The sequence below is a fragment of the Pseudomonas sp. HR1 genome (genome assembly GCF_030175875.1).
In the GTDB taxonomy this organism is placed as follows: domain Bacteria; phylum Pseudomonadota; class Gammaproteobacteria; order Pseudomonadales; family Pseudomonadaceae; genus Chryseomonas; species Chryseomonas oryzihabitans.
In genome coordinates this window covers 617,248-636,798 of the sequence record NZ_JASNRF010000002.1, presented here as the reverse complement: position 1 = coordinate 636,798, position 19,551 = coordinate 617,248, and the positions used below count along the sequence as shown (strand labels likewise).

Sequence of the window (19,551 nt, the reverse complement as noted above, 5' to 3'; positions counted from 1 at the left end):
GGGGTCAAACGTCCCGCGTCTCTTCTTGGCCAGTCCCTGCCACTGCGTCGTCCAACGCTCCTGTTGGCGACCTGTCATATGCTGTTCCGCGAGCCGTTGCCGAAGCGTCGTTGCAGCCAGGCACCGATCTGCGTGGGGCTGAGTACGCGCTCCGCGGCGCCCATTCTAACCGCAGCCGCGGGCATGCCGTATACGGCACAACTGGCCTCATCCTGGGCCAGGGTCGGACAACCGCTCTGGCGCAGGGCATAGAGGCCGCTGGCGCCATCACGGCCCATGCCGGTCAGCAGGATCCCCAGGGCCTTGGCGGCCCGCAGCGGGTGGCTGGCGAGGTTGTCGAAGAACACATCCACCGAGGGACGATAGGGGTAATCCACCGGTTCGGCGGTGTAGGCGAAGCGACCGCGCTCGTCCAGCAGCAGATGGTCGTCACCCAGGGCGACGGACACCTGACCGGGGGCGGGCAGGGCGCCGGGCAGGGCGGCGGTGACCGGCCAGGCGATCTGGGTGCCGAGCCAACCGATGAAGCTGGGGGCGAAGCGCCGATCGATGTGCTGTACCAGCACCACGCTGGCCTGGGGCGTGGGCGCCCAGGCCTCGAACAGACTGACCAGGGCTGCCGGGCCACCGGTGGAGGCGCCGATGGCCACCAGGGTGTCCGGCGTCGCCTGGGCGCGATCGGCGGGAGCGGCAGCGCTGACCGGTTGCGGGCGGGCGGCGCGTTCCGGCAGGCGCACCAGGGGTTCGATACGGGCGATCTTGCGCAGCAGGGCGCCGCCGTCGGCGCCGCCGCTCAGGGCCGGGGTGGCGGTCACGTCGAGGGCGCCGGCGCCCATGGCGCGAAACACGCCTTCGCAGTCGTCGGGGGTGGCGGTGACCATGAGGATGGCGCAGGGCGACTGGGCCATGATCCGGCGGGTGGCCTCGATGCCGTCCAGACGGGGCATCTGCAGATCCATGAGGATCAGATCCGGGCGGTCCTCGGCGCAGCGCGCCACCGCTTCCTCGCCGTCGTGGGCGATCCAGGCGACCGTATGGCGACCGTCGCCCGTCAGCAGGCGGCGCAGGGCTTCGGTGGCCAGCAGCAGATCGTTGACGATGGCGATTCTCATGGCGCTCCGATGAGGTCCTGCACGGCGGTGATCAGGGCATCGTCGTGGAAGCTGCCCTTGGTCAGGTAGTAGTCGGCACCGGCCTGCATGCCCTTGAGCCGGTCTTCCGGGCGATCCTTGTAGGACACGATCATCACCGGCAGCGCATGCAGACGCGGATCGCGGCGCACCAGTTCCACCAGTTCGATACCGTTCATGCGGGGCATGTCGATGTCCGACAGCAGCATGTCGAATTCGCCGGCGCGTACGGCGTTCCAGCCATCCATGCCATCCACCGCGACCTCCACCTGGTAGCCCTGGCCTTCCAGCAGCTTGCGCTCCATCTCGCGCACCGTGAGGGAGTCGTCCACCACCAGAATACGCTTGACCCGCCGGCTGTCCAGGACGGCGCCGCTCTGCACCTGGCGCAGGCGGCCTTCGCCGAGCAGGCGCTCGATGCCGGTGAGCAGATCGGCGACGTCCAGCAGGAGCACCGGACTGCCGTCGTCGAGCAGCGCTCCGGCGGTGACCGAGCGCAACTTGCCAAAGATCTCGTCCAGCGGCTTGAGCGCCAGGCCCTGCTCGCCCTGCAGGCGATCCACCACCAGCCCGTAGCGCCGGTCGCCGCTGCCGATCACCAGCACGGCCAGATCGCCGCTGGGCGGCGCGCCGTCCAGCTCCAGCAGCTGATGGGCGGCGACCAGGCCCAGGCGATCTTCGCCGAGCAGGAAGAAGGCCTTGCCCTCCAGCGAGTGCACCGCGGCCGGATCCAGACGCAGCACCCGTTCGATCCGGTTGACCGGCAGGGCATAGGCCTCGCCGGCGATGTCGACGATGAGGGCGCGGACGATGGAGCGGCTGACCGGGACCAGCAGGTGGGTGCTGAAGCCCAGCCCCGGGCGGGTTTCCAGGCGGACCTCGCCATCCAGGGCGCGAATGGCGTCAGCCACCACGTCCAGGCCCACGCCGCGCCCGGACAGCTCGGTCACCGCCTCCTTGAGACTGAAGCCGGGCAGCAGCAGGAATTCCAGTAACTCCGCCGGGCTCAGCTCGGCGGCCACTGGCGGCGGACTGAGGCGGCGGGCGATCACCGCAGCGCGGATGCGCTCCAGGTCCAGGCCACGACCGTCGTCGTGCAGACTGACCTGCAGGCGGCCGGCGACATGCCGCGCCTCGAGGCGAATCTGGCCGCACTCGGGCTTGCCCAGGGCGCGGCGTTCGGCCGGGGTTTCCAGGCCGTGGTCGACGGCGTTGCGCAGGAGGTGATTGAGCGGGCTTTCCAGCCGCGCCAGCACCTCGCGATCGATCAGGGTGTCGGCGCCGTCCACCTGCAGCACGGCGTCCTTGTCCAGCCCCCGGGCCAGGTCGCGCACCAGTCGCGGAAAGCCCTGGACGGCATCGCGCAGCGGGCGCATGCGCACCCCCAGCACCTCGTCCAGCAGTCCCTGGCAGACCCCAAGCAGGCGCCGCTCATAGGCTTCCAGAGCCTGCAGCTGCTGCTGATAGCGATCGAGCAGGCCTTCCTGGCGCTGACGCAACTCGCTGCTGACCGCCTGGGCCTGGCCGAACAGTCCCTGCAATTCGGCGCGATAGCCCTGGAAGCCCTGGACCAGGCCATGCAGGCCGAGGCCCATGACCCGCGCCTCGCTGGTGAGGGCGAGAATCTGGTTGAAGCGACCACTGTCCACCCGCAGCGGATCCCGACTGCGCTCGGCGTCAGGTGCCGGTTCGTCCTGGACCGCCGGGGCAGGCATCGGCTCCTGGGGGGCGGCCACGACAGGCGGGGGCGCTTCGCTGTCAGTGGCGCTGAGCGCCTGCGCCAGTGCCCGCTGGGCATCACGCTGCTCGCGCTGCCAGCGCTGGCTGGCGGCTTCGTCCAGGCGACTGACCTCGCCGAGGACGTCGACGCAGCGAAACAGCTGGTCGATATCCGCCGGTCCGAGCCTGCGGCGCCCGGCCTGGACGGCGACCAGGCAGTCCTCCATGGCATGGGCCAACTCCACCAGGCCGTCGAGATCGACGATGCGCGCCGCACCCTTGATGGAATGGGCCGCGCGCATCATCGGCTCGATCACCCCCGTGTCTGAGGGATCGCGCTCCAGACGCAGCAGGCCGGCATCCAGCGGCTGCAGATGACTCTGCACTTCGCTGGCGAAGAGATCATAGAGGGACATCTCGCGCACATCGCGCGGTGGCTGGCTCATCGCAGCGCCTCCTCCAGGGCCCGCTCCAGCCGTGGCAGATCGAGCAGGCCGACCTGGTACTCGCCTTCGCGATAGACACCGCCCAGATAGCTGAGCAAGTCGCCGCCCAGGGTCGCGGGAGGCGGCTGCACCTCGCCGGGGGCATAGCGCTGCAGCCCCAGCACCTCGTCCACCTGCACGGCCCAGTCGCGGCGGCCGACATGCAACAGCAGCAGGCGCGGAAAGCCGCGAGTCTGGTCGCCCGGTGCCACCGCCAGCAGCAGCTCCAGGGCAATGCAGGGCTGGAGCTGGCCGCGTACCGGGACGATGCCGCGGAGCAGCGGCGAACGCCGGTGAGGAACGCGGTGTACGGCGGTGGGTTCGGTGGCGGTCACCAGGCAACTGCCCGGCAGCCCCAGCCATTCGGCGCCCAGACGAAAGACCAGGGCGCTGGCCGAGCGCGCCTGGCGGTCGTCCAGGGGTTCGGCATAGTGCTCGGCCCAGGCGGCGCGCTCCAGAGCGCTGAGTTCACGATTCAGGCTCATGCGTCGTCACCGGCGCGGGTCTGGATGCGCGCGGCGCGCTCGCGCAGGCGTCCGGCTTCGTCGAGGCGGCCGGCTCTTTCGCAGATCAGCGCCAGGCGACAGAGGGCGGGATAGTGCCCCGGCTCCAGATAGAGGGCCTGGCGCAGCGCCCGCTCGGCTTCGGCGGCGCGGTCGTCGGGCAGGATCAGCGCCAGCAGGAAGTGGGCACCGGCCTGGCTGCGATCCGCCTCGAGCAGGTCGCGCAGCAGCGCCTCGGCTTCGGCGCCACGCCCGGCGTCGGCCAGGCGCTGGGCTTCATCGAGCGGCTGAGCGCTGCTGGCGACCGGTGTTATCGGAGCGGGTGCGGGTGTGCTTCTGGCGCGCAGGCGGGCGGGCAGCGGCGGCGCCGGGGGCGGCGGTCGCACCGCGGCCTTGCGCCGTGGCGACGCCGGCTGTGGGTGCGGACGCGCGGGTTCGGCGCCTGCGGCCTGGCGTTTGACCAGTGCCGAGGCGTGGGCCACGCCCAGGCTGGCGAAGCCATGCCGCATGGCGCTGACCATTTCCGAACTGCCGACGCAGAGCAGGCCGTCGTCGTGCATCAGGGCGGCCAGGTGGCTGAGAGCACGGCCCTGGGTCTGGTCGTCGAAATAGATCAGCAGATTGCGGCAGAGCACCACGTCGAAGGGCGCGCCGTCGCGCAGGCTGCCCAGCTGCAGGATGTTGCCCTGACGAAAGCGCACCTGGTTGCGCACCCGTTCGGCCAGGCGCTGGCGATCGCCCTCGGCGTCGAAATAGCGATCGCGAAAGCCGAGGTCGCGGGCGCGAAAGGAATTGCGCCCATAGAGGCCGCGGCGGGCGCGCTCCAGGGACGGCTCGTTGATGTCCACCGCGGTGACCTGGAAGGCCTGTGCGGGCAGGCCGGTATCGAACAGCGCCATGGCCAGGGTATAGGGCTCCTCGCCGGTGGAGCAGGGCAGACTAAGCAGCCGCACCGGCGCGCCGCTGCGGGCGTGGCGCTCCTGGGCGAAGCGGGCGGCGTGGGCGATCGCCTGCGGATCGCGAAAGAACCAGGTCTCGGGGATGACCAGCAGGTCCAGCAGATCGGCGAATTCGCCTTCGTCGTCGAGGATGCGCGCCATATAGGCCTCCGCATCGCCCTCCTGGCGCTCGCGCAGGCGCTGGCGGATGGCGCGACCGAGCATGTCGTCGGCGATGGCCAGACCGGTGCGCGCCCGCACCAGGGGCGCCAGCCGGGGATCGAGCTTCACGCGGCCTCCTGGAACAGCAGGGCGGCCAGGGTTGGCGAGAGCAAGCGATCCGGTTCCAGCCACAGCCAGAGGCCCTCGGGCGTCTCCAGCACTTCGCCGAGCCAGGGGTAGTCGGGCAGGCGGACGCCGGCCGGTCGCGGCGCGCGGGCGGTGACCCGGCGCACGCCGGCGACGCCTTCCACCACCAGGCCGAGCGGACGGCTACCGCCCTCGGGCAGGGTGAAGTCCACCAGCAGGATGCGGGTGTCCTGGCGCGCCTGGGCCGCTGGGCCGCCGCTCATGGCGGTGACGTCGACCACCGGGATCGCCGCGCCGTGCAGATTCATCAGGCCGGCGACGCCCGCGGGCGCCGTAGGAAAGCGGGTGAGCTGCAGCAGGGGCAGCACCTGGCGGATCGCCGTCGTCGGCAGGGCCGCCGCGGCCTCGGCCAGCTGGAAGACCAGGATCTGCATGCTCAACGAGTGACCGAGAAGGTAGCGACGCTGCTCTGCAGGTCCTGGGCTGCCTGCTGCAGATACTGGACCGCCTCGCTGGTAGCCTTGAGCGCCTCGGTGGTCTGCTGGGTGCTGTCGTTGAGCTGGGTGATGGTCTCGGCGATCTGGCCGGCGCCCACGGCCTGGGACTGCATGCCCTCCAGCACGATGTCGAAGCGCGCCGGCAGCTTCTGCACGTCCTCGATCACCTCGGCCAGCTGGTCGCTGACGCTGGCCACCTCCTGCACGCTGCGGCGGATCTCCTCGGAAAACTTGTCCATGCCCATGACGCTGGCGGACACCGCGGAATTCATGTCCTTGAGCATCTGCTCGATGTCGTCGGTGGCGGCGGTGGTCTGGTCGGACAGCCGGCGGATCTCGGTGGCCACCACCGAAAAACCCCGCCCGGCCTCGCCGGCCTTTTCCGCCTCGATGGCGGCGTTGAGCGACAGCAGGTTGGTCTGATCGGCGACCTTGGTGATGGTAGTCAGCACCTTGTTGATGTGGCTGGACTTCTCCGACAGGGCGGCGAGCTTGGCGTTGATGGAATCGGTGGCGGCCACCATGCGCTGCATGGTGCCGTCCATGCTCGCCAGGCTGCTACGCGCCTGCTCCGCGCCCTGGGTGGTCTCGTCGGCGACCTGCACGGCTTCTTCCATGGTGCGCACCAGGGCATTGGCGTTGGCGGCGATCTCCCGCGTGGTGCTCAGCACTTCCACGCTGGTCTGCGCCTGCTCGATGCTGGTGGCCTCCTGCTGGCGGGAGGAGGCGGCGATCTCGGTGGTGGAAGAGGTCACCTGGATACCGGCGCGCTGCACCTTGGCGATCATGCCGCGCAGGTCCTCGATCATCTTGCTCAGGCCGCGAGCCAGCTGGCCGATGGCGTCGTCGCCGGTGACGCTGGTGCGCCCGGTGAGGTCGCCCGCGGCAGCCCGGTTGACCACCTCGAGCAGGTCGTCCACATCGGCGCGCAGGCGGTGCATCAGCGCCTGTTCGCGCGCGTGGTCGTCCTGGATCTGCTGCGCCATCTGATTGAAGGCCAGGCCCACCTGGGCGAGTTCGTCACGGCCTAGCACCTGCACCCGAGCGCCGCTGTCACCGGCGGAGATGCGCGCCACGGTGTCGGTCAGGCGCCGAATCGAGCGCAACAGGTGATGGGACAGCAACCAGGCGATGAGGGCGGCCAGCAGGACGCAGAAGGTGCCGCCGGCCACCAGGGTCCAGGTCAGCTGGTCACGCACTTCCTCGGTATGGCCCGCCCGTTGCGCGGACAGCCGGCGCTCTTCGTCGCCTATGCCCTGGATCTGCTGGCGCAGGTTGGTGACCTGGGTGGACAGGGCGGTGACCAGCGGTTCGTTGGCCAGTTGAGCCGGACTGAGGTTGCCCGTCTCGCGCAGGCGCAGGAGGGGCTCAAAGGTGTTCTGCCGCCAGTTGTCGAGATCGGCGCTCAGGCGCGCGAAGCGCTGCTGCTGGCTGGCGTTGTCCTGGGTCAGTTGCTGGGGCACACGGACGGCCGCGGTCAGGGACGTCAGCGCCTGGCGCGCGGTATCGGCATCGGCGCTAGCGCCTGAGTACCAGAAGGTGCGCAATCTGGCGCGGGTTTCCAGCAGGTTGTTGTCCAGCGCCGTAACCGACAGCAGCACCTCGGCGGTGTGCCTGTCCCAGCGGTTGGCGTCGACCAGGCTCTGCAAGGCGGCATAGGTCAGCCAGAGCAGCAGGACCACCAGGGCGATGATGGCGGCGAAGCCGGCGAAGAGTTTGTTCTGGATGCGAATGTTGTTGAGCATGGGCACCGGCGCAGACGGACAGAAGCAGGGAGAGCGAGCCCTGGGGACCACTCGGGTTGTCCGATAAAAGTAGCACGGTCATGCATTTGTGTGAGTTGGAACTCACTGGAGGAGCAGGATAGGCGGCGGGCGGCGGGGCAGGAGGGTAAGCGAGAAGCAAAGGTAGCAGCCGGCCCGGAGTCTCTGATCCGAGGCGGCTGCCATGGGGGCAGAATGCCTCAGGTCGCCGCGGCGTCGTTCGCGGCCTCGGGACGGCGGGTGCCATGGCTGTTCTGGCCACCCTTGCGCCCGGCTTCGGACGCCCGGGCCGGGTTGTTGGCGAAGTTGCCGCCGCTCGCCCGTCCGCCCTTGCGACCCGCCTCGGCGGCGCGCTCGCGATTGTTGGCGAAGTTACCTGGATTGCTACTTTTGTTGGCCATAAGAACTTCTCCCACTTTCATTTATTGAACAGTTGAATGCGTGCCCCCAAAGGCTAAGCGATTCGGATATTGAGAGTAGGGCTTTATAAAGCGAGTTCGAGCGGGCTGATGGAGGGATATATTGTTATACGAGGTGCAACTTCGATACAGACTTAAACTTGAACTTTGTCCTGCTAGAGCCGTTTCCGGAAAAGTTGTACAGGAGCTGTAAAAGAATTCGGCCAAGGTCGGAATAACTTTCCGGTTGGAATCCCTGTCTGGCGCTGAAAATTCTTGAAACATCTTGCTGAAGGGAGCGTTTTCGCTGGGGTTTAACGCGCTCAGGCATTCAGACGCCTTTATCGAAGTCGCGTTCTGGAGTCGCCTGAAAATTATCATCTTCGTCGCGCGTGCCTGCTTGTTCGATGTTACAGAATAGCGCTCTTTCGATGCCGGTGGAAAAGTGCGGACGGCTTGGCTAGAGCCTCTCGTTGCTGAATGGTCCGGAAAGGCATCTGGATATAACGACGTGCCCGGTAAAGAGTTTCTCCGATAAGGTTTAACGCGATATCAACTTTGGCAGCGGCCTGATGCGACAGGGGTAGCACAGCATTAACCTTGCGCTTTTCTCTCTGATGTGAGAAAAATTCCCTTTATAGGGAGGTGGTCATGCTGGATCAACAACTGGCGGTCAAGCTCAAGGCGCTGCGCCTGGAGCGTGAATGGTCCCTGGAGCAATTGGCGTCCCTGAGTGGGGTCAGTCGCGCGACGCTGTCTCGCCTGGAGAACGCCGAGGTCAGCCCGACCACGGCGGTGCTCGGGCAACTCTGTTCGGCCTACGGCCTGACCCTGACACGCCTGCTGCACAGCGTGGAAAGCCGCTATCCGGCCCAGGTCCAGCGCCAGGCGCAGCAGATCTGGAGCGATCCCGCGCAGGCGTTCACCCGCCGTTCGGTGTCGCCGCCGGCCCAGGCCCTGGCGGGTGAGGTCATCGAAAGCGCGCTCGGGCCAGGCGTGGACATCCGCTACGAGGCATCGCCCCGCCCAGGCCTCGAACACCATCTGCTGCTGCTCGAAGGCGAGTTGCAGCTGTGGATCGAAGACCAGTCCTACCGCCTGGGCGTCGGCGATTGCCTGCGCTATCGCCTCTGGGGCAGCAGCCGCTTCCTCAGTGGTCCGGCGGGCGCCCGTTATCTCCTGTTCATGATCTGAGGTGTGTCCATGAGTGCGTCCCTGCGTATCGAGCAGCTCGAGGCTGCCGCCTTCACCCGTCATCTGGATGACTTCCAGCGCCTGCTGGCCGCCTGTGTCGAGCAGGGCGCCAGCATCGGCTTCATCCTGCCGCTCGCCGACAGCGTGAATCGGCGTTTCTGGACCGAAGCCGTGGCGCCGGGCCTGGCCCGGGGCACCCGGCTGCTGTTTGCCGCGCTGCAGGACGACCGGGTGGTCGGCAGCGTGCAGCTGGTGCTGGATACCCCGGCCAACCAGCCGCACCGCGCGGACGTGGTCAAGTTGCTGGTGCATCCGGACTGGCGTCGCCAGGGACTGGCGCGCCGGCTGATGCAGGCGGTGGAGGCGGCTGCGCGGGCCGAAGGACGGGAATTGCTGACCCTGGACACCCGCAGCGACGACCATGCCGAGCCGCTCTATCTGTCCCTTGGCTATCAGGTGGTCGGCAGGATCCCCGGCTATTCCCTGGATGCCCGCCAACCGGAACGCCGTGACAGCACCACCCTGATGTACAAGACGCTGAACGCCGTGCCCGTTAAGCTGGGCGCCTTCAGTTAAGGACGCCTATCCACCATGCCGCCTCGCTCCGCTCCCGAACTCTGGCAACTCCTGTGCGCCCAGGCCGAGGCCGGGCGTCGCGATGCTCCGGCCCTGGCCGCGGGGCTGACGCGCGCGCTGCTGCAGCCGGTGGATCTGACGGCAGCCCTGGTCCGGCGCTGCGCCGAGGCCCTGGCGGAGGATCCAGGGCAGGCCGAGGCCCTCGCCGAGCGCTTCGCCGCCCTGCATGCCGAGTGGCCGGCATTGACCGCAGCGGCCTGCGCGGACCTGGAAGCGGTGCTGGCGCGGGATCCGGCCTATGCCAGCCTGCTGGAGATCTTCCTGTTCTCCAAGGGCTTCCTGGCGCTGCAGACCCAGCGCCTGAGCCATGCCCTCTGGCGCAACGACGAGCGGCTGCTGGCCCTGCACCTGCAGGCGCGTTGCAATCGGCTGCTGGCCATCGACATCCACCCGGCCGCCCGGCTGGGGCGCGGCATCATGCTCGACCACGGCACCGGTATCGTCATCGGCGAAACCGCGGTGGTGGAAGACGACGTCTCCATCCTGCAGCAGGTGACCCTGGGCGGCACCGGCAAGGAGCAGGGCGATCGGCATCCCAAGGTGCGTCGCGGGGTGATGATCGGTGCCGGGGTCAAGATCCTCGGCAATCTGGAGATCGGCGAAGGCGCCAAGATCGGCGCCAACAGCGTGGTCCTGCACCCGGTGGCGCCCCATACCACGGTGGTGGGCATTCCCGCCCGTCCGGTGGGGCGTCCGCGCGACGCTCATCCGGCCGAGAGCATGGATCAGTCCTTCGACGGCTGAGCGAGAAAGACCTCGGCCTTGGGATAGCGCTCGCTGTTCAGCGCACTCGCCTGCAGGCCCTCGGCCTGCGCCAGGCTGCGCACCAGCTCGCGATTGAAGGCGCTGTTGCCCGGATCCGCCAGGTACTCGGGCAGCGCCAGCCAGCAGGCGTCCTCGATCTCCTCCGGATCCTGGATGGCGATCTCGGCACTCAGCGGATCGAGGCGGCAGACCACATAGAGATTGGACTTGCCGAAGCGGTAGGGATGGGTGGTCACCAGGCCGACCACGCTGCGAAAGGCGCTGCGGATGCCGGTTTCCTCCCAGACTTCGCGGACCACCGCCGGCGCCAGGTCTTCGCCCAGTTCGACATGGCCGCCCGGCAGCTTGTAACCCTGGCTGCCGCGCTCGCGGATCGCCAGCAATTCGCCGCGGTCGTTGAGTACCAGGCCGCCCACGCCCAGGCTGTGGGTCGGCACGAAGGGCGCGAAGGCCGTGGGTGTGCCGCGCCAGACCAGGGTCAGCTCCTGCTCCAGGCAGTTGTGAAAGACGAAGCCGGCGGCGGTGGCGACCCCCACCAGATCGCCGAGGGCCAGGGGCAGGGTCAGCCAGATCAGGTTGCGTCCCTCGCGCCGGGCGCGGTCGAGCAACTCCTCTAGTGCCGGGGCGAAAGCCTCGCGGTCGGTGGGCAGCGAGGCGGCATCGATGATCAGGCCGTTGAAGGCGTCTTGGCGGTACTGCACGGGGTTCACTCCGCAGGGCGTGACGGGATGGGCGTGGAGGGTACGATACCGGCTTCGCTGGGCAGCAGCAGACTGGCGCGCGGATTGGCGATCTCGATGCCGCGCTCGCGGAAGCGTTCGAGGATGCGGCGATTGAGTTCGCGCTGCACGCCCCAGCGGCCCTTGTCGAGGCATCTCATCTGGCCGGCGATGGTCACCATGGAGCCGTCGACGGCGTCCACGCCCCAGATCTCCAGATCGGCGAGGATCAGCTCCTTGAAGGCATCGTCGGCGCGCATGCCGGCGCCGATGTCCTTGAGTTCGGCGATGACGCGCTCGATGTCTTCCTCGTAGCCCACGCTGATGCGCAGGGCGGCGTTGCCCAGACCGCGGTTGATGTTGTTGACCGCGGACACCGAGCTGAAAGGCACGATGTGCAGGGAGCCGTCGCCGGCGCGCAGGCGCACGGTGCGGATCGACAGGTATTCCACGGTGCCCGAGACCCCGGCCACGGTGACCCAGTCGCCCACCTGCATGGCGTTTTCCAGCAGCAGGAAGATGCCGGTGATGAAATCCTGCACCAGCTTTTGCGAGCCGAAGCCCAGCGCCACCCCGATGATGCTGGCGCTGGCCAGCAGCGGCGTGGTGTTGATGCCCAGCTCGCTCAGGGCGGTGAGGCCGACGATCAGCGCGACCAGGATGAACAGGCCGGTGCGCAGCATGGGCAGCAGGGTGCGCAGCCGGGCGGCGCGCACCGTATCGCCGCGTTCGCTCCAGCTGCTCAGTCGCCGGTTCACCGCGGCGTTGGCGCCTTCCCAGATCGCCACGGCGATGATGGCGGCGATGAGGATGGTGAGGAAGGCGGACAGCAGATTGCGACCGATGCTGCCCTCGCCGAACCAGTCCAGCACGCCCCAGCCCCAGGACTGGAACAGCGCCAGGGCGGTGATCAGGGTGACGATCACCCCCACCAGCCAGCGCGCCAGCGGATAGTAGCGCTGCAGGTGCAGATCGCTGCCGCTGGCGCCTTCGCTCGCCGCCGGCTGGAACAGCCGACCCAGCAGGCCGAGCAGGAACACCGCCGCCAGGCGCCCGAGGATGACGATGCCGGCGGACAGCGCGACGAAGTTCATCAGCCGCGGCAGACCGTTCTCGATGTCCAGCGCCCACATGGTCCAGCCGCCCATGACGAACACCGCGGCGAACACCGCCCAGACCTGGCCCAGCCAGGCGCGCAGCACGGCCAGGGCACCACTGCCATCCTGACGCCCGGCGATGCGCGCGGCCACCGGCCGGCGCACGTGGAAGATCAGCCCCACCACCAGCAGGTGGGCCAGCAGCGAGACCAGCTTGACGATGGCCTCGCGGCCTTCTTCGTTGGCGCCGAGGATGTCCGCGGCCTGGGCCAGCGCCAGGCCGAAGGTGATCAGGGCGACGAAGGCGTGCAGCCAGCGCAGCAGGGTGCAGGCGAGGGGCGCCTTGACCTTGAGCAGGCGGATGCCGTGGGCGGCGGGGTCGATCAGGAGGCGAATGACGATCAGCGCCAGGCGGGTGGTGAGGTAGGCGCCGAGGAAGCCGCCGACCAGCTCGCGCAGGTTGGCATCCGAGCCCACCAGGTAGTGGATGAGCAGCGCCGCCATGGCCCAGAAGGCCAGCAGCGGCAGTACTTCCAGCACCAGCAGCCCGAGCGCGAAGGGCAGATGCCGCAGGGTGGTCCAGTGCTCTTCGCCGCTGCGTCGGGCGGGGCTGGCGGGAGCGGGATCGGCCGGGATGGAGCTGGGCGCGGGCTCATCCGGCACCGGTGCGGCGCTATCGGACGGGGCGATGGGCACCTCTTCGAGCTGATCAACGCCGTCGCGCTGGGTCATGACCAGGGCCACCGCGGGTTCGGCCGGGCGGGTAGCGGCCTCTTCGGCCGCGGGTGCCGCGGCCGCAGGCGGTGACGGCTGGGCCGCCTGCTGCTGGGCTTGGCGGCGGGCGCGGCTGTCGGCGTGATCGGCCTGGCGCTGCAGCCGTTGCCGAGGGCGCTGGAGTGCGCGACGGATCAGCCACTCGACGAGCAGGCCGGCGGCGAAGAGGGTGGCCAGGGTCAGCAGGGCCTGCAACAGGGCCCGGCGACCCGCTTCGGAGGTGAAGCTGGCGCGCGACCAGTCCGGCAGGCTGCGTACCGCCCGCTGTACCTGATTCAGTTCGCTGCCTAGGTTGTCGGCCCAGCGCCCGACGCGACTGAGCGTCTGGGCGATCAGGCCATTGGCTTCCAGGGGCACCAGCGTCTTTTCTTCGCCTGTAGCCGGGGTGGCGGCCGTGGCCGGCGCAGCGGCGGTTGTTGTGCTCGCCGGCGCCGGGTTGGTCGCGGCCGCGCTGGCCGGCTGGCTGGCAATGGCCTGCAGGGTCAGGATCAGCTCCTGGCGCCGCTGCGGATCCTGCAGCAGGGCCGCGACCTGGCGCGCCTGCTGGGGATCGAGGCCGGTCGCGGCCTGGGCGGGGGTTTCGGTGGCGCGCAGCGGCAGCGCCAGGCACAGCAGTAGCAGGGCAAACAGGAAATTGGGCATGGGGCGAGCGCAGTCCTGGTGAAGGATCAGGCAGTTAGGACCCACGATCGGCGCCTATGCTCCCTTCAGCCGGCCACGCCCTGCCGCTGCAGGCGCCGCCAGTCGCCGGGGGTCTGGTCGGTCCAGCGCTTGAAGGCGCGCTGGAAGGCGGCGGGGGAGGCGAAACCGAGCAGGTAGGCGATCTCGCCGAAACTGGCCTCGGTGTCGCGGATATAGGCCAGGGCCAGGTCGCGGCGGGTCAGGTTGAGCAGGGCGCGGTACTGGGTGCCTTCCTCGGCCAGCTTGCGTCTGAGCGTCCAGGAGGGCAGGCGCAGCCGGCTGGCGATCTGTTCCAGGGTCGGCTCGCCATGCCGCAACAGCGGCCCCATGACCTCGACCACCCGCTCGGTGAGTCCGCGGGTGCGAGTCAGCCGGCCGTGCTCGGCGTCGCTCAGCGCCAGCAACTGGCGCCAGGTGGCCGGGCAATGTTCGGGACCGGACCGGCTCAGGGTCGCGGCATCGAGCAACAGGGCATTCTCCGCGGCGCCGAATTCCACCGGGCAACCAAAGGCGGTCGCGTAGGGCGCGAGGTCCGCCGGGGCAGGGTATTCGATGAGCACGCGGCGCGGTTGCAGCGCCTGGCCGGCCACCGTGCCCAGCAACGCCAGCCAGGCGCTCAGCACCGCGTCCACCACGAAGCGGTTGTAGGCGTTGTAGGGGCTGATGCTATAGAAGTGCAGCCAGGCGTCGCGACCCTGGGCGGCATAGCGCGACCGACCCCGGTAGTTGCGGCCATAGAGCGGCTCCAGCCTGAGCAGCGTCTCGGCGGCGTGGCGCACGTCCGGCGCCTGGCCCACGGTGACGCCGGCGAGACCGAGAAAGGCCGGGCGCATCGCCCGGCCCATGGCCAGGCCCAGCGCCGGATCGCCGGTCAGCTCCAGGGCGGCGTGGCCCAGGCGCATGTAATGGGGAATCGACAGCCGTCCGCCGGGTTCGGCCAGCCGCGCCGCGCTCAGGCCGAAGCGCGCCAGCAGGCCGGCGGCATCGGCGCCCCGCTGGTCGACGGCCGCCGCCAGCGCCAGCACGAAGCCGGTGGAGAGATCGCCCAGGCGCAGCGCCGGTGCGCTCATAGCCGCAGGTTGATCAGCTTGCTGCCGGCCCGGGCAGGATCGGTGGCGGCTTCGGCGTCCGGGGTGAAGGCCCGGCTGCCGCCACCGGCCTGCCATTCCCAGAGCCGTCCGCGCAACTGCACCTCAAGCGCGGCGCGAATGCCGGCGGCGCGCAGACGCTGCACATCGAAGGGCGCCAGTGCCGGGGTGGCGCCCGAGGCGAGGGCGGGGATCGCCAGCAGTTCCACCTGGGGATCGTCGAGCACCCCGGCGCGACCGGTGTCGCTGCCCTGGATGACGCCCAGACGGCCCAGCGGCGTCTGCAGCCGCAGCAGGGGCGGACTGAGATCGTCGCCGCGTTCCCGGGCTGTCAGGGGCCGCACCAGCGGCTGGCCGAGCACCTTGCCATCGGGTCCGAAGACCAGGGTGACATTGCGCAGCGGTCCCGTGCCCACCTGCAATTCGCCGTCGACCAGGGTCGGACCGGGCAGCACGATGGAGCCGGCCACCAGGGTGACACCGTACTGGCGGGCGAGTCCGCCGAAGAGTTGCTGATAGGCGCTGGCCATGTCCCAGGCCTTCATGCGCAACAGGCTGTCGGCCAGGCGCCGGTCCCCCTCGGCCTGGAACCAGGCGCGGGCCACGCGCAGCGGATTGCCCAGCAGCAGCCACTGGATGGCGTCTTCGCTGCGGGCGGCGGCATAGACCTCGGGTTTCTCGCCCATCAGCGCCAGCGGAGTGCCCAGGTGTTCGGGCAGTACCACGATGGTCTGGGCGCCGATCAGGCCCAGGCGCCGCGCATTGGCCAGATAGGCATCGAGCTTGAGGCGCAGTCGCTCGGGATTGCCGTAGTCCAGGGCGATCAGCTCGGGCTCGATCCCCAGCAGGTTGCCGGTGGTGGCGGCCGCCGGCGTGGTGGTCAGGTCCACCGCCAGGCTGCTGCGCAGATCCGACAGGTAATGGAAGGCTGGCCGCTGGGCCACCCAGCCCGCCAGCACGGCGAACAGGGCGATCAGCACCAGGAACACGAGCTTGCGCATCGGCACTCCAGAGCGGTCCGGCCTCCTGGGCCGGGCGGGATAAAGGTGCTCAGGGTAGGAGACCAGACCGCCACTGCCAAGGGGCGGCTGTGCATTTGGGTAAAGAGGTTGTCATTTCCGGTGATTGAGACGGGGGCGCGCTCCTCCTATCGTGGCGCCAGGCTTTCCCAGAAAGGCCAACCACCGGAGACCGCCATGATCGAGCTTGCCCCCCGTAATACCACCCCTATGGAAAGCTATCCGCATCTGCTCGAACCTCTGCCCGTGGGGTCGATCATGTTGCGCAATCGCGTGGTGATGGGGTCCATGCACACGGGGCTGGAAGAGCGGCCCGGCGGTTTCGCGCGGATGGCGGCCTTTTTCGCCGAGCGGGCGCGGGGCGGGGTGGGTCTGATCGTCACCGGCGGCATCGCGCCGAACGAAGAGGGCGCCGTGGCCAAGGGCGCGGCCAAGCTGACCACCCCCGAGGAAGCCGAACACCATCGGCCGGTCACGGACGCGGTGCACGCCGCCGGCGGCCGTATCTGCCTGCAGATCCTGCACGCCGGTCGCTATGCCTATAACCCCCAGCTGGTGGCGCCCTCGGCGCTGCAGGCACCGATCAATCCCTTCACCCCGCGCGAACTGGACGAAGCCGAGGTGGAGGAGCAGATCGCCGCTTTCGTCCGCTGCGCCACGCTGGCGCAACAGGCCGGTTACGACGGCGTCGAGGTGATGGGTTCCGAAGGCTACTTCATCAACCAGTTCATCGCCGCGCGGACCAATCACCGCACGGATCGCTGGGGCGGCGACTTCGCCCAGCGCTGCCGCTTGCCGCTGGCCATCGTCGAGGGCATCCGCGCCGCGACCGGTCCGGACTTCCTGATCATCTTCCGCCTCTCGCTGCTGGATCTGGTGGAGCAGGGCAGCACTCCCGAGGAATGCCTGCAGCTGGCGCTCTGGCTGGAAGCCGCCGGGGTCAGCCTGATCAACACCGGCATCGGCTGGCACGAGGCGCGCATCCCCACCATCGCCACCCTGGTGCCGCGCGGCGCCTTTGCCGCCGTCACCGCCCAGCTCAAGGGCCGGGTGCGGGTGCCGCTGATCGCCACCAACCGCATCAACACCCCCGAGGTGGCCGAGGCCATCCTCGCCGCCGGCCAGGCCGACCTGGTGTCCATGGCCCGCCCGCTGCTGGCCGATCCGGAGTTCGTCGCCAAGGCCGCCGCCGGCCGCGCCGACGAGATCAACACCTGCATCGCCTGCAACCAGGCCTGCCTGGACCATACCTTCGCCGGCAAGCTGACCAGCTGCCTGGTCAATCCGCGCGCCTGCCACGAGACCGAATTGCAGATCCTGCCCGCCGCCGAGCCCCGCACCTTCGCCGTGGTCGGCGCCGGGCCGGCGGGGCTGGCGGCCGCCTGCACCCTGGCCGAGCGCGGCCATAGGGTAGTGCTGTTCGAAGCCAGCGAGCGCATCGGTGGCCAGTTCAATGTTGCCCGGCGCATTCCCGGCAAGGAAGAATTCGGCGAGACCCTGAGGTATTTCCAGCGGCGACTGGAGCGACTGGCGGTGGATGTCCGCCTCAACCATCGCGTCAGCGTCGCCGAATTGCAGGCCGAGGGTTTCGCCGGGGTGATCCTGGCCACCGGGGTGACGCCGCGGGTGCCGCCCATCCCGGGGGTCGACCATCCCAAGGTGCTGGGCTATCTGGACGTCCTGCTGGAGCGCAAGCCGGTAGGCCGGCGGGTGGCCCTGATCGGCGCCGGTGGCATCGGCTTCGACGTGGCGGATTTCCTGACCCATGGCCACCAGGAGGCGGAGCCCATCACCGCCTTCTACCGCGAGTGGGGCATAGACCCCAGCTTCAGCAGCCGTGGCGGCCTGGCCCCGGCCGCGCCACCGGCGGTGCCGCGCGAGGTCTGGCTGCTGCAGCGCAAGCCGGGCAAGCCCGGCAAGGGCCTGGGCAAGACCACCGGCTGGATCCACCGCGCGCGCCTGCAGCAGCGTGGCGTCAAGGCCATTGGCGGGGTGGAATACCTGGGCATCGACGATGCCGGTCTGCACCTGCGCCTGCCCGATGGCGGCGAGCAGGTGCTGGACGTCGACAACGTCGTGCTCTGCGCCGGCCAGGAGTCCCTGCGTGAGCTGGAAGACGAACTGCTCGGCGCCGGCATGGCGGTGCATCGGGTCGGGGGCGCGGATGTCGCCGCCGAACTCGATGCCAAGCGCGCCATCGATCAGGCCACTCGCCTTGCCGCCGAGCTGTAACTCTTCGTTGCAATCAGGGATGATTTCTGTGATCCACTCCGCATAACATCGGTTCCGGACCGACCCTCGTCCCAATGTCTGGCCTCTCTTCCATCCCGCCGACCAGGATTGGCTAAGCTGCCGTCCTGATGCGTCGGGTGGGGGCCCGGCGCGTTGGAGCAGTCGGGCGGCGACGCGGATCAAGCGCGTCGCCGCCCGAGGTCGGCGCGCGGATGCAGGTCCGGTCGCCAATTGGCGAGAGGCCGGCCTCGGTATTCATGTGGGATCGACAGAGCACGCGGCGAGAGATGGCAGAGACGTTGAACGAAGAGGCGGTACTGACCCCGGTGGTGCTGGGGTTCGGCGACCAGGGTGTGAATCGCGCCTTGCTGTTTCCCGATTTCCAGGCGCTCTGGCAGGGCGACCAGACGCTGCTCGACTGCGCCGGACGGCGCCATCGCTTCGTCTATCTGCTGCTGGACGACCACCGCCGGGTCAAGGCCGCGGTGTTTTTCCTGCTGGCCTTCGATGCCCAGGGCAGTCCGCTGCCGGAGTGGGACCTGCCGCTTACGGAGCTGGCCGAGCGCGGCGATGTCGGTCCCGACCTGGGCGCCGGGCCGATCCGTCTGGCCAGTCGCAGCCACTGCCCGATCTCCTGGCACCAGGGCGATCTCTGGGATCCGCGCAGCGAGGCCGAGCATGACGACTGGCAGGCGATCCGCGACTGCCTGGGTCTGGTCGCGCCGCGCGATGGCGAGGTGGAACTGGCCGGGGAATACCACCCCAGTGCCGCCGACGGCATCGATGTCGAGGCCCGTCTCGAACGGGTCCGCCGTATCCTCGCCCAGGAACACCAGGAGGCACTGGACAAGCTGATCGCCGGCCAGCGCACCCGGCTGCTGACCCTGACCCGCCAGCACCAGGAAGACCTGGCCCGCCTGCAGCGCGACGCCGACGAAGTCCGCGCCGCCAAGGCCGAGTTGGAGGTGCGCTACGCCGCCCTGGCCCAGCACCTGGAGCAACAGCACGACCTGGCGCGCCAGGAGCGCGAAGAACTCAACGAACAGATGCGCACCCTGGAGCGCAACGCCCTCTACAAGATCGAGGCGCTGCGCATCCAGTCCGAAGCCGAAAGCGAAGCCCGGGTGGCCGCCGCGGTGGGCGAGCTGAAGAATCAGCTGACCATCCGCGAGGTGGAACTCAAGTACCGCGACGAGCTGGACGGCCAGTTGCAGGAAGACATCCGCCAGCTGCGCGAGCGCTGCGCCCAGCTGATCGGCGACAGCAACGAAGGGCAGCTGGAGCGCCTGGCGCGCCAGGGCATCCTGTTCGTCACCTTCCAGCCGGGGGCGGGTCATCTGATCCTCAGCCGCCAGGACGTGCCGCGGTTCAGCGCCGATCCCCTGGGCTATGTCGCCGAGCACTGCAAGGTCAGCCGCGAGCAATACCAGCGCTGGCTGGAGCATCACCAGCAGCCGGTGTGCCAGGCCGAGGTGGAGGGCGAGCGCTGCGGGCGGCCGGTGGTGCGGGTCGAGCACCCCGCCCAGTTCGATCCGCTGCGCTCGACGCTGTGCGCCGAGCACCGTGGCGATGACAGCGATGGCGACGTCGCCAATCTCTGAATT

15 protein-coding genes and 1 pseudogene are annotated in these 19,551 nt (G+C 69.2%); 5 read left to right on the top strand and 11 right to left on the bottom strand.

Annotated elements, in window-relative coordinates:
- Positions 1 to 74: 74 nt before the first annotated feature.
- From cheB to QKY98_RS10200, 7 genes and pseudogenes are all read right to left on the bottom strand, one after another.
- Entirely contained in the window at positions 75 to 1,112 is a 1,038-nt protein-coding gene (gene cheB, locus QKY98_RS10230; protein ID WP_027599839.1) for a chemotaxis-specific protein-glutamate methyltransferase CheB, read from the bottom strand.
- Positions 1,109 to 3,295, bottom strand: coding sequence for a hybrid sensor histidine kinase/response regulator (locus QKY98_RS10225; protein WP_284670811.1), 2,187 nt, complete (start codon positions 3,293 to 3,295; stop codon positions 1,109 to 1,111). The genes cheB and QKY98_RS10225 overlap by 4 nt, the downstream gene beginning before the upstream one ends.
- The gene (locus tag QKY98_RS10220; protein WP_027599837.1) at positions 3,292 to 3,819 is read right to left on the bottom strand and encodes a chemotaxis protein CheW; all 528 of its coding nucleotides are present in this window, start codon (positions 3,817 to 3,819) and stop codon (positions 3,292 to 3,294) included. The genes QKY98_RS10225 and QKY98_RS10220 overlap by 4 nt, the downstream gene beginning before the upstream one ends.
- Positions 3,816 to 5,066 (bottom strand): CheR family methyltransferase, encoded by a 1,251-nt coding sequence (locus QKY98_RS10215; RefSeq protein ID WP_108581081.1) that lies wholly within the window; start codon positions 5,064 to 5,066, stop codon positions 3,816 to 3,818. Before QKY98_RS10215 ends, QKY98_RS10220 begins: the two co-directional genes overlap by 4 nt.
- Entirely contained in the window at positions 5,063 to 5,518 is a 456-nt protein-coding gene (locus tag QKY98_RS10210) for a chemotaxis protein CheW (protein ID WP_284670810.1), read from the bottom strand. Before QKY98_RS10210 ends, QKY98_RS10215 begins: the two co-directional genes overlap by 4 nt.
- A 2-nt stretch (positions 5,519 to 5,520) precedes the next feature.
- Complete coding sequence (locus tag QKY98_RS10205) at positions 5,521 to 7,326, bottom strand: methyl-accepting chemotaxis protein (RefSeq protein ID WP_284670809.1); 1,806 nt, start codon at positions 7,324 to 7,326, stop codon at positions 5,521 to 5,523.
- Positions 7,327 to 7,544: 218 nt separating this feature from the next.
- Positions 7,545 to 7,721 (bottom strand): annotated as a pseudogene (locus QKY98_RS10200) (con-10 family general stress protein); the annotation flags it as partial.
- Between the two features lie 672 nt (positions 7,722 to 8,393).
- Here QKY98_RS10200 and QKY98_RS10195 point away from each other — a divergent pair.
- Genes QKY98_RS10195 through cysE form a run of 3 tightly spaced genes read left to right on the top strand, consistent with a single transcriptional unit; the run spans position 8,394 to position 10,316 of the window.
- The gene (locus tag QKY98_RS10195) at positions 8,394 to 8,936 is read left to right on the top strand and encodes a helix-turn-helix domain-containing protein (protein WP_284670808.1); all 543 of its coding nucleotides are present in this window, start codon (positions 8,394 to 8,396) and stop codon (positions 8,934 to 8,936) included.
- A 9-nt stretch (positions 8,937 to 8,945) separates the two neighbouring features.
- Positions 8,946 to 9,512, top strand: a complete 567-nt coding sequence (locus QKY98_RS10190; protein ID WP_284670807.1) for a GNAT family N-acetyltransferase — start codon at positions 8,946 to 8,948, stop codon at positions 9,510 to 9,512.
- Positions 9,513 to 9,527: 15 nt separating this feature from the next.
- A complete protein-coding gene (gene cysE, locus QKY98_RS10185) occupies positions 9,528 to 10,316 on the top strand; it encodes a serine O-acetyltransferase (protein ID WP_044340737.1) in 789 nt (262 codons plus the stop codon).
- Here cysE and QKY98_RS10180 read toward each other — a convergent pair.
- From QKY98_RS10180 to QKY98_RS10165, 4 genes are all read right to left on the bottom strand, one after another.
- On the bottom strand, positions 10,298 to 11,038 hold the full coding sequence (locus tag QKY98_RS10180) for an NUDIX domain-containing protein (protein WP_284670806.1): 741 nt from the start codon (positions 11,036 to 11,038) through the stop codon (positions 10,298 to 10,300). The two genes, cysE and QKY98_RS10180, sit on opposite strands and share 19 nt — an antisense overlap.
- 5 nt (positions 11,039 to 11,043) lie before the next feature.
- A complete protein-coding gene (locus tag QKY98_RS10175; RefSeq protein WP_284670805.1) occupies positions 11,044 to 13,569 on the bottom strand; it encodes a mechanosensitive ion channel family protein in 2,526 nt (841 codons plus the stop codon).
- A 65-nt stretch (positions 13,570 to 13,634) separates the two neighbouring features.
- Positions 13,635 to 14,678 carry an AraC family transcriptional regulator gene (locus tag QKY98_RS10170; protein ID WP_074583118.1) on the bottom strand — a complete coding sequence of 348 codons (1,044 nt, stop codon included), beginning with the start codon at positions 14,676 to 14,678 and terminating at the stop codon, positions 13,635 to 13,637.
- Positions 14,675 to 15,697, bottom strand: coding sequence for a carbon-nitrogen hydrolase family protein (locus QKY98_RS10165; RefSeq protein WP_077172504.1), 1,023 nt, complete (start codon positions 15,695 to 15,697; stop codon positions 14,675 to 14,677). The genes QKY98_RS10170 and QKY98_RS10165 overlap by 4 nt, the downstream gene beginning before the upstream one ends.
- 228 nt (positions 15,698 to 15,925) lie before the next feature.
- Between QKY98_RS10165 and QKY98_RS10160 the strand changes: the two genes are divergently transcribed.
- Together QKY98_RS10160 and QKY98_RS10155 are read left to right on the top strand one after the other, a co-directional pair.
- Positions 15,926 to 17,947, top strand: coding sequence for an NADPH-dependent 2,4-dienoyl-CoA reductase (locus QKY98_RS10160; RefSeq protein ID WP_284670945.1), 2,022 nt, complete (start codon positions 15,926 to 15,928; stop codon positions 17,945 to 17,947).
- A 287-nt stretch (positions 17,948 to 18,234) separates the two neighbouring features.
- Positions 18,235 to 19,548: a chromosome partitioning protein ParA gene (locus tag QKY98_RS10155; RefSeq protein WP_169886929.1), complete on the top strand. Its 1,314-nt coding sequence runs from the start codon at positions 18,235 to 18,237 to the stop codon at positions 19,546 to 19,548.
- The last annotated feature ends 3 nt before the right edge of the window (positions 19,549 to 19,551 follow it).

Excerpts from the sequence above, each read along its gene's own strand:
- cysE (WP_044340737.1), top strand. The coding sequence starts at position 9,528 with ATGCCGCCTCGCTCCGCTCCCGAACTCTGGCAACTCCTGTGCGCCCAG.
- QKY98_RS10225 (WP_284670811.1), bottom strand. The coding sequence starts at position 3,295 with ATGAGCCAGCCACCGCGCGATGTGCGCGAGATGTCCCTCTATGATCTC.
- QKY98_RS10165 (WP_077172504.1), bottom strand. The coding sequence starts at position 15,697 with ATGCGCAAGCTCGTGTTCCTGGTGCTGATCGCCCTGTTCGCCGTGCTG.
- QKY98_RS10170 (WP_074583118.1), bottom strand. The coding sequence starts at position 14,678 with ATGAGCGCACCGGCGCTGCGCCTGGGCGATCTCTCCACCGGCTTCGTG.
- QKY98_RS10160 (WP_284670945.1), top strand. The coding sequence starts at position 15,926 with ATGGAAAGCTATCCGCATCTGCTCGAACCTCTGCCCGTGGGGTCGATC.
- cheB (WP_027599839.1), bottom strand. The coding sequence starts at position 1,112 with ATGAGAATCGCCATCGTCAACGATCTGCTGCTGGCCACCGAAGCCCTG.
- QKY98_RS10190 (WP_284670807.1), top strand. The coding sequence starts at position 8,946 with ATGAGTGCGTCCCTGCGTATCGAGCAGCTCGAGGCTGCCGCCTTCACC.
- QKY98_RS10220 (WP_027599837.1), bottom strand. The coding sequence starts at position 3,819 with ATGAGCCTGAATCGTGAACTCAGCGCTCTGGAGCGCGCCGCCTGGGCC.
- QKY98_RS10195 (WP_284670808.1), top strand. The coding sequence starts at position 8,394 with ATGCTGGATCAACAACTGGCGGTCAAGCTCAAGGCGCTGCGCCTGGAG.
- QKY98_RS10210 (WP_284670810.1), bottom strand. The coding sequence starts at position 5,518 with ATGCAGATCCTGGTCTTCCAGCTGGCCGAGGCCGCGGCGGCCCTGCCG.
- QKY98_RS10155 (WP_169886929.1), top strand. The coding sequence starts at position 18,235 with ATGGCAGAGACGTTGAACGAAGAGGCGGTACTGACCCCGGTGGTGCTG.
- QKY98_RS10175 (WP_284670805.1), bottom strand. The coding sequence starts at position 13,569 with ATGCCCAATTTCCTGTTTGCCCTGCTACTGCTGTGCCTGGCGCTGCCG.
- QKY98_RS10205 (WP_284670809.1), bottom strand. The coding sequence starts at position 7,326 with ATGCTCAACAACATTCGCATCCAGAACAAACTCTTCGCCGGCTTCGCC.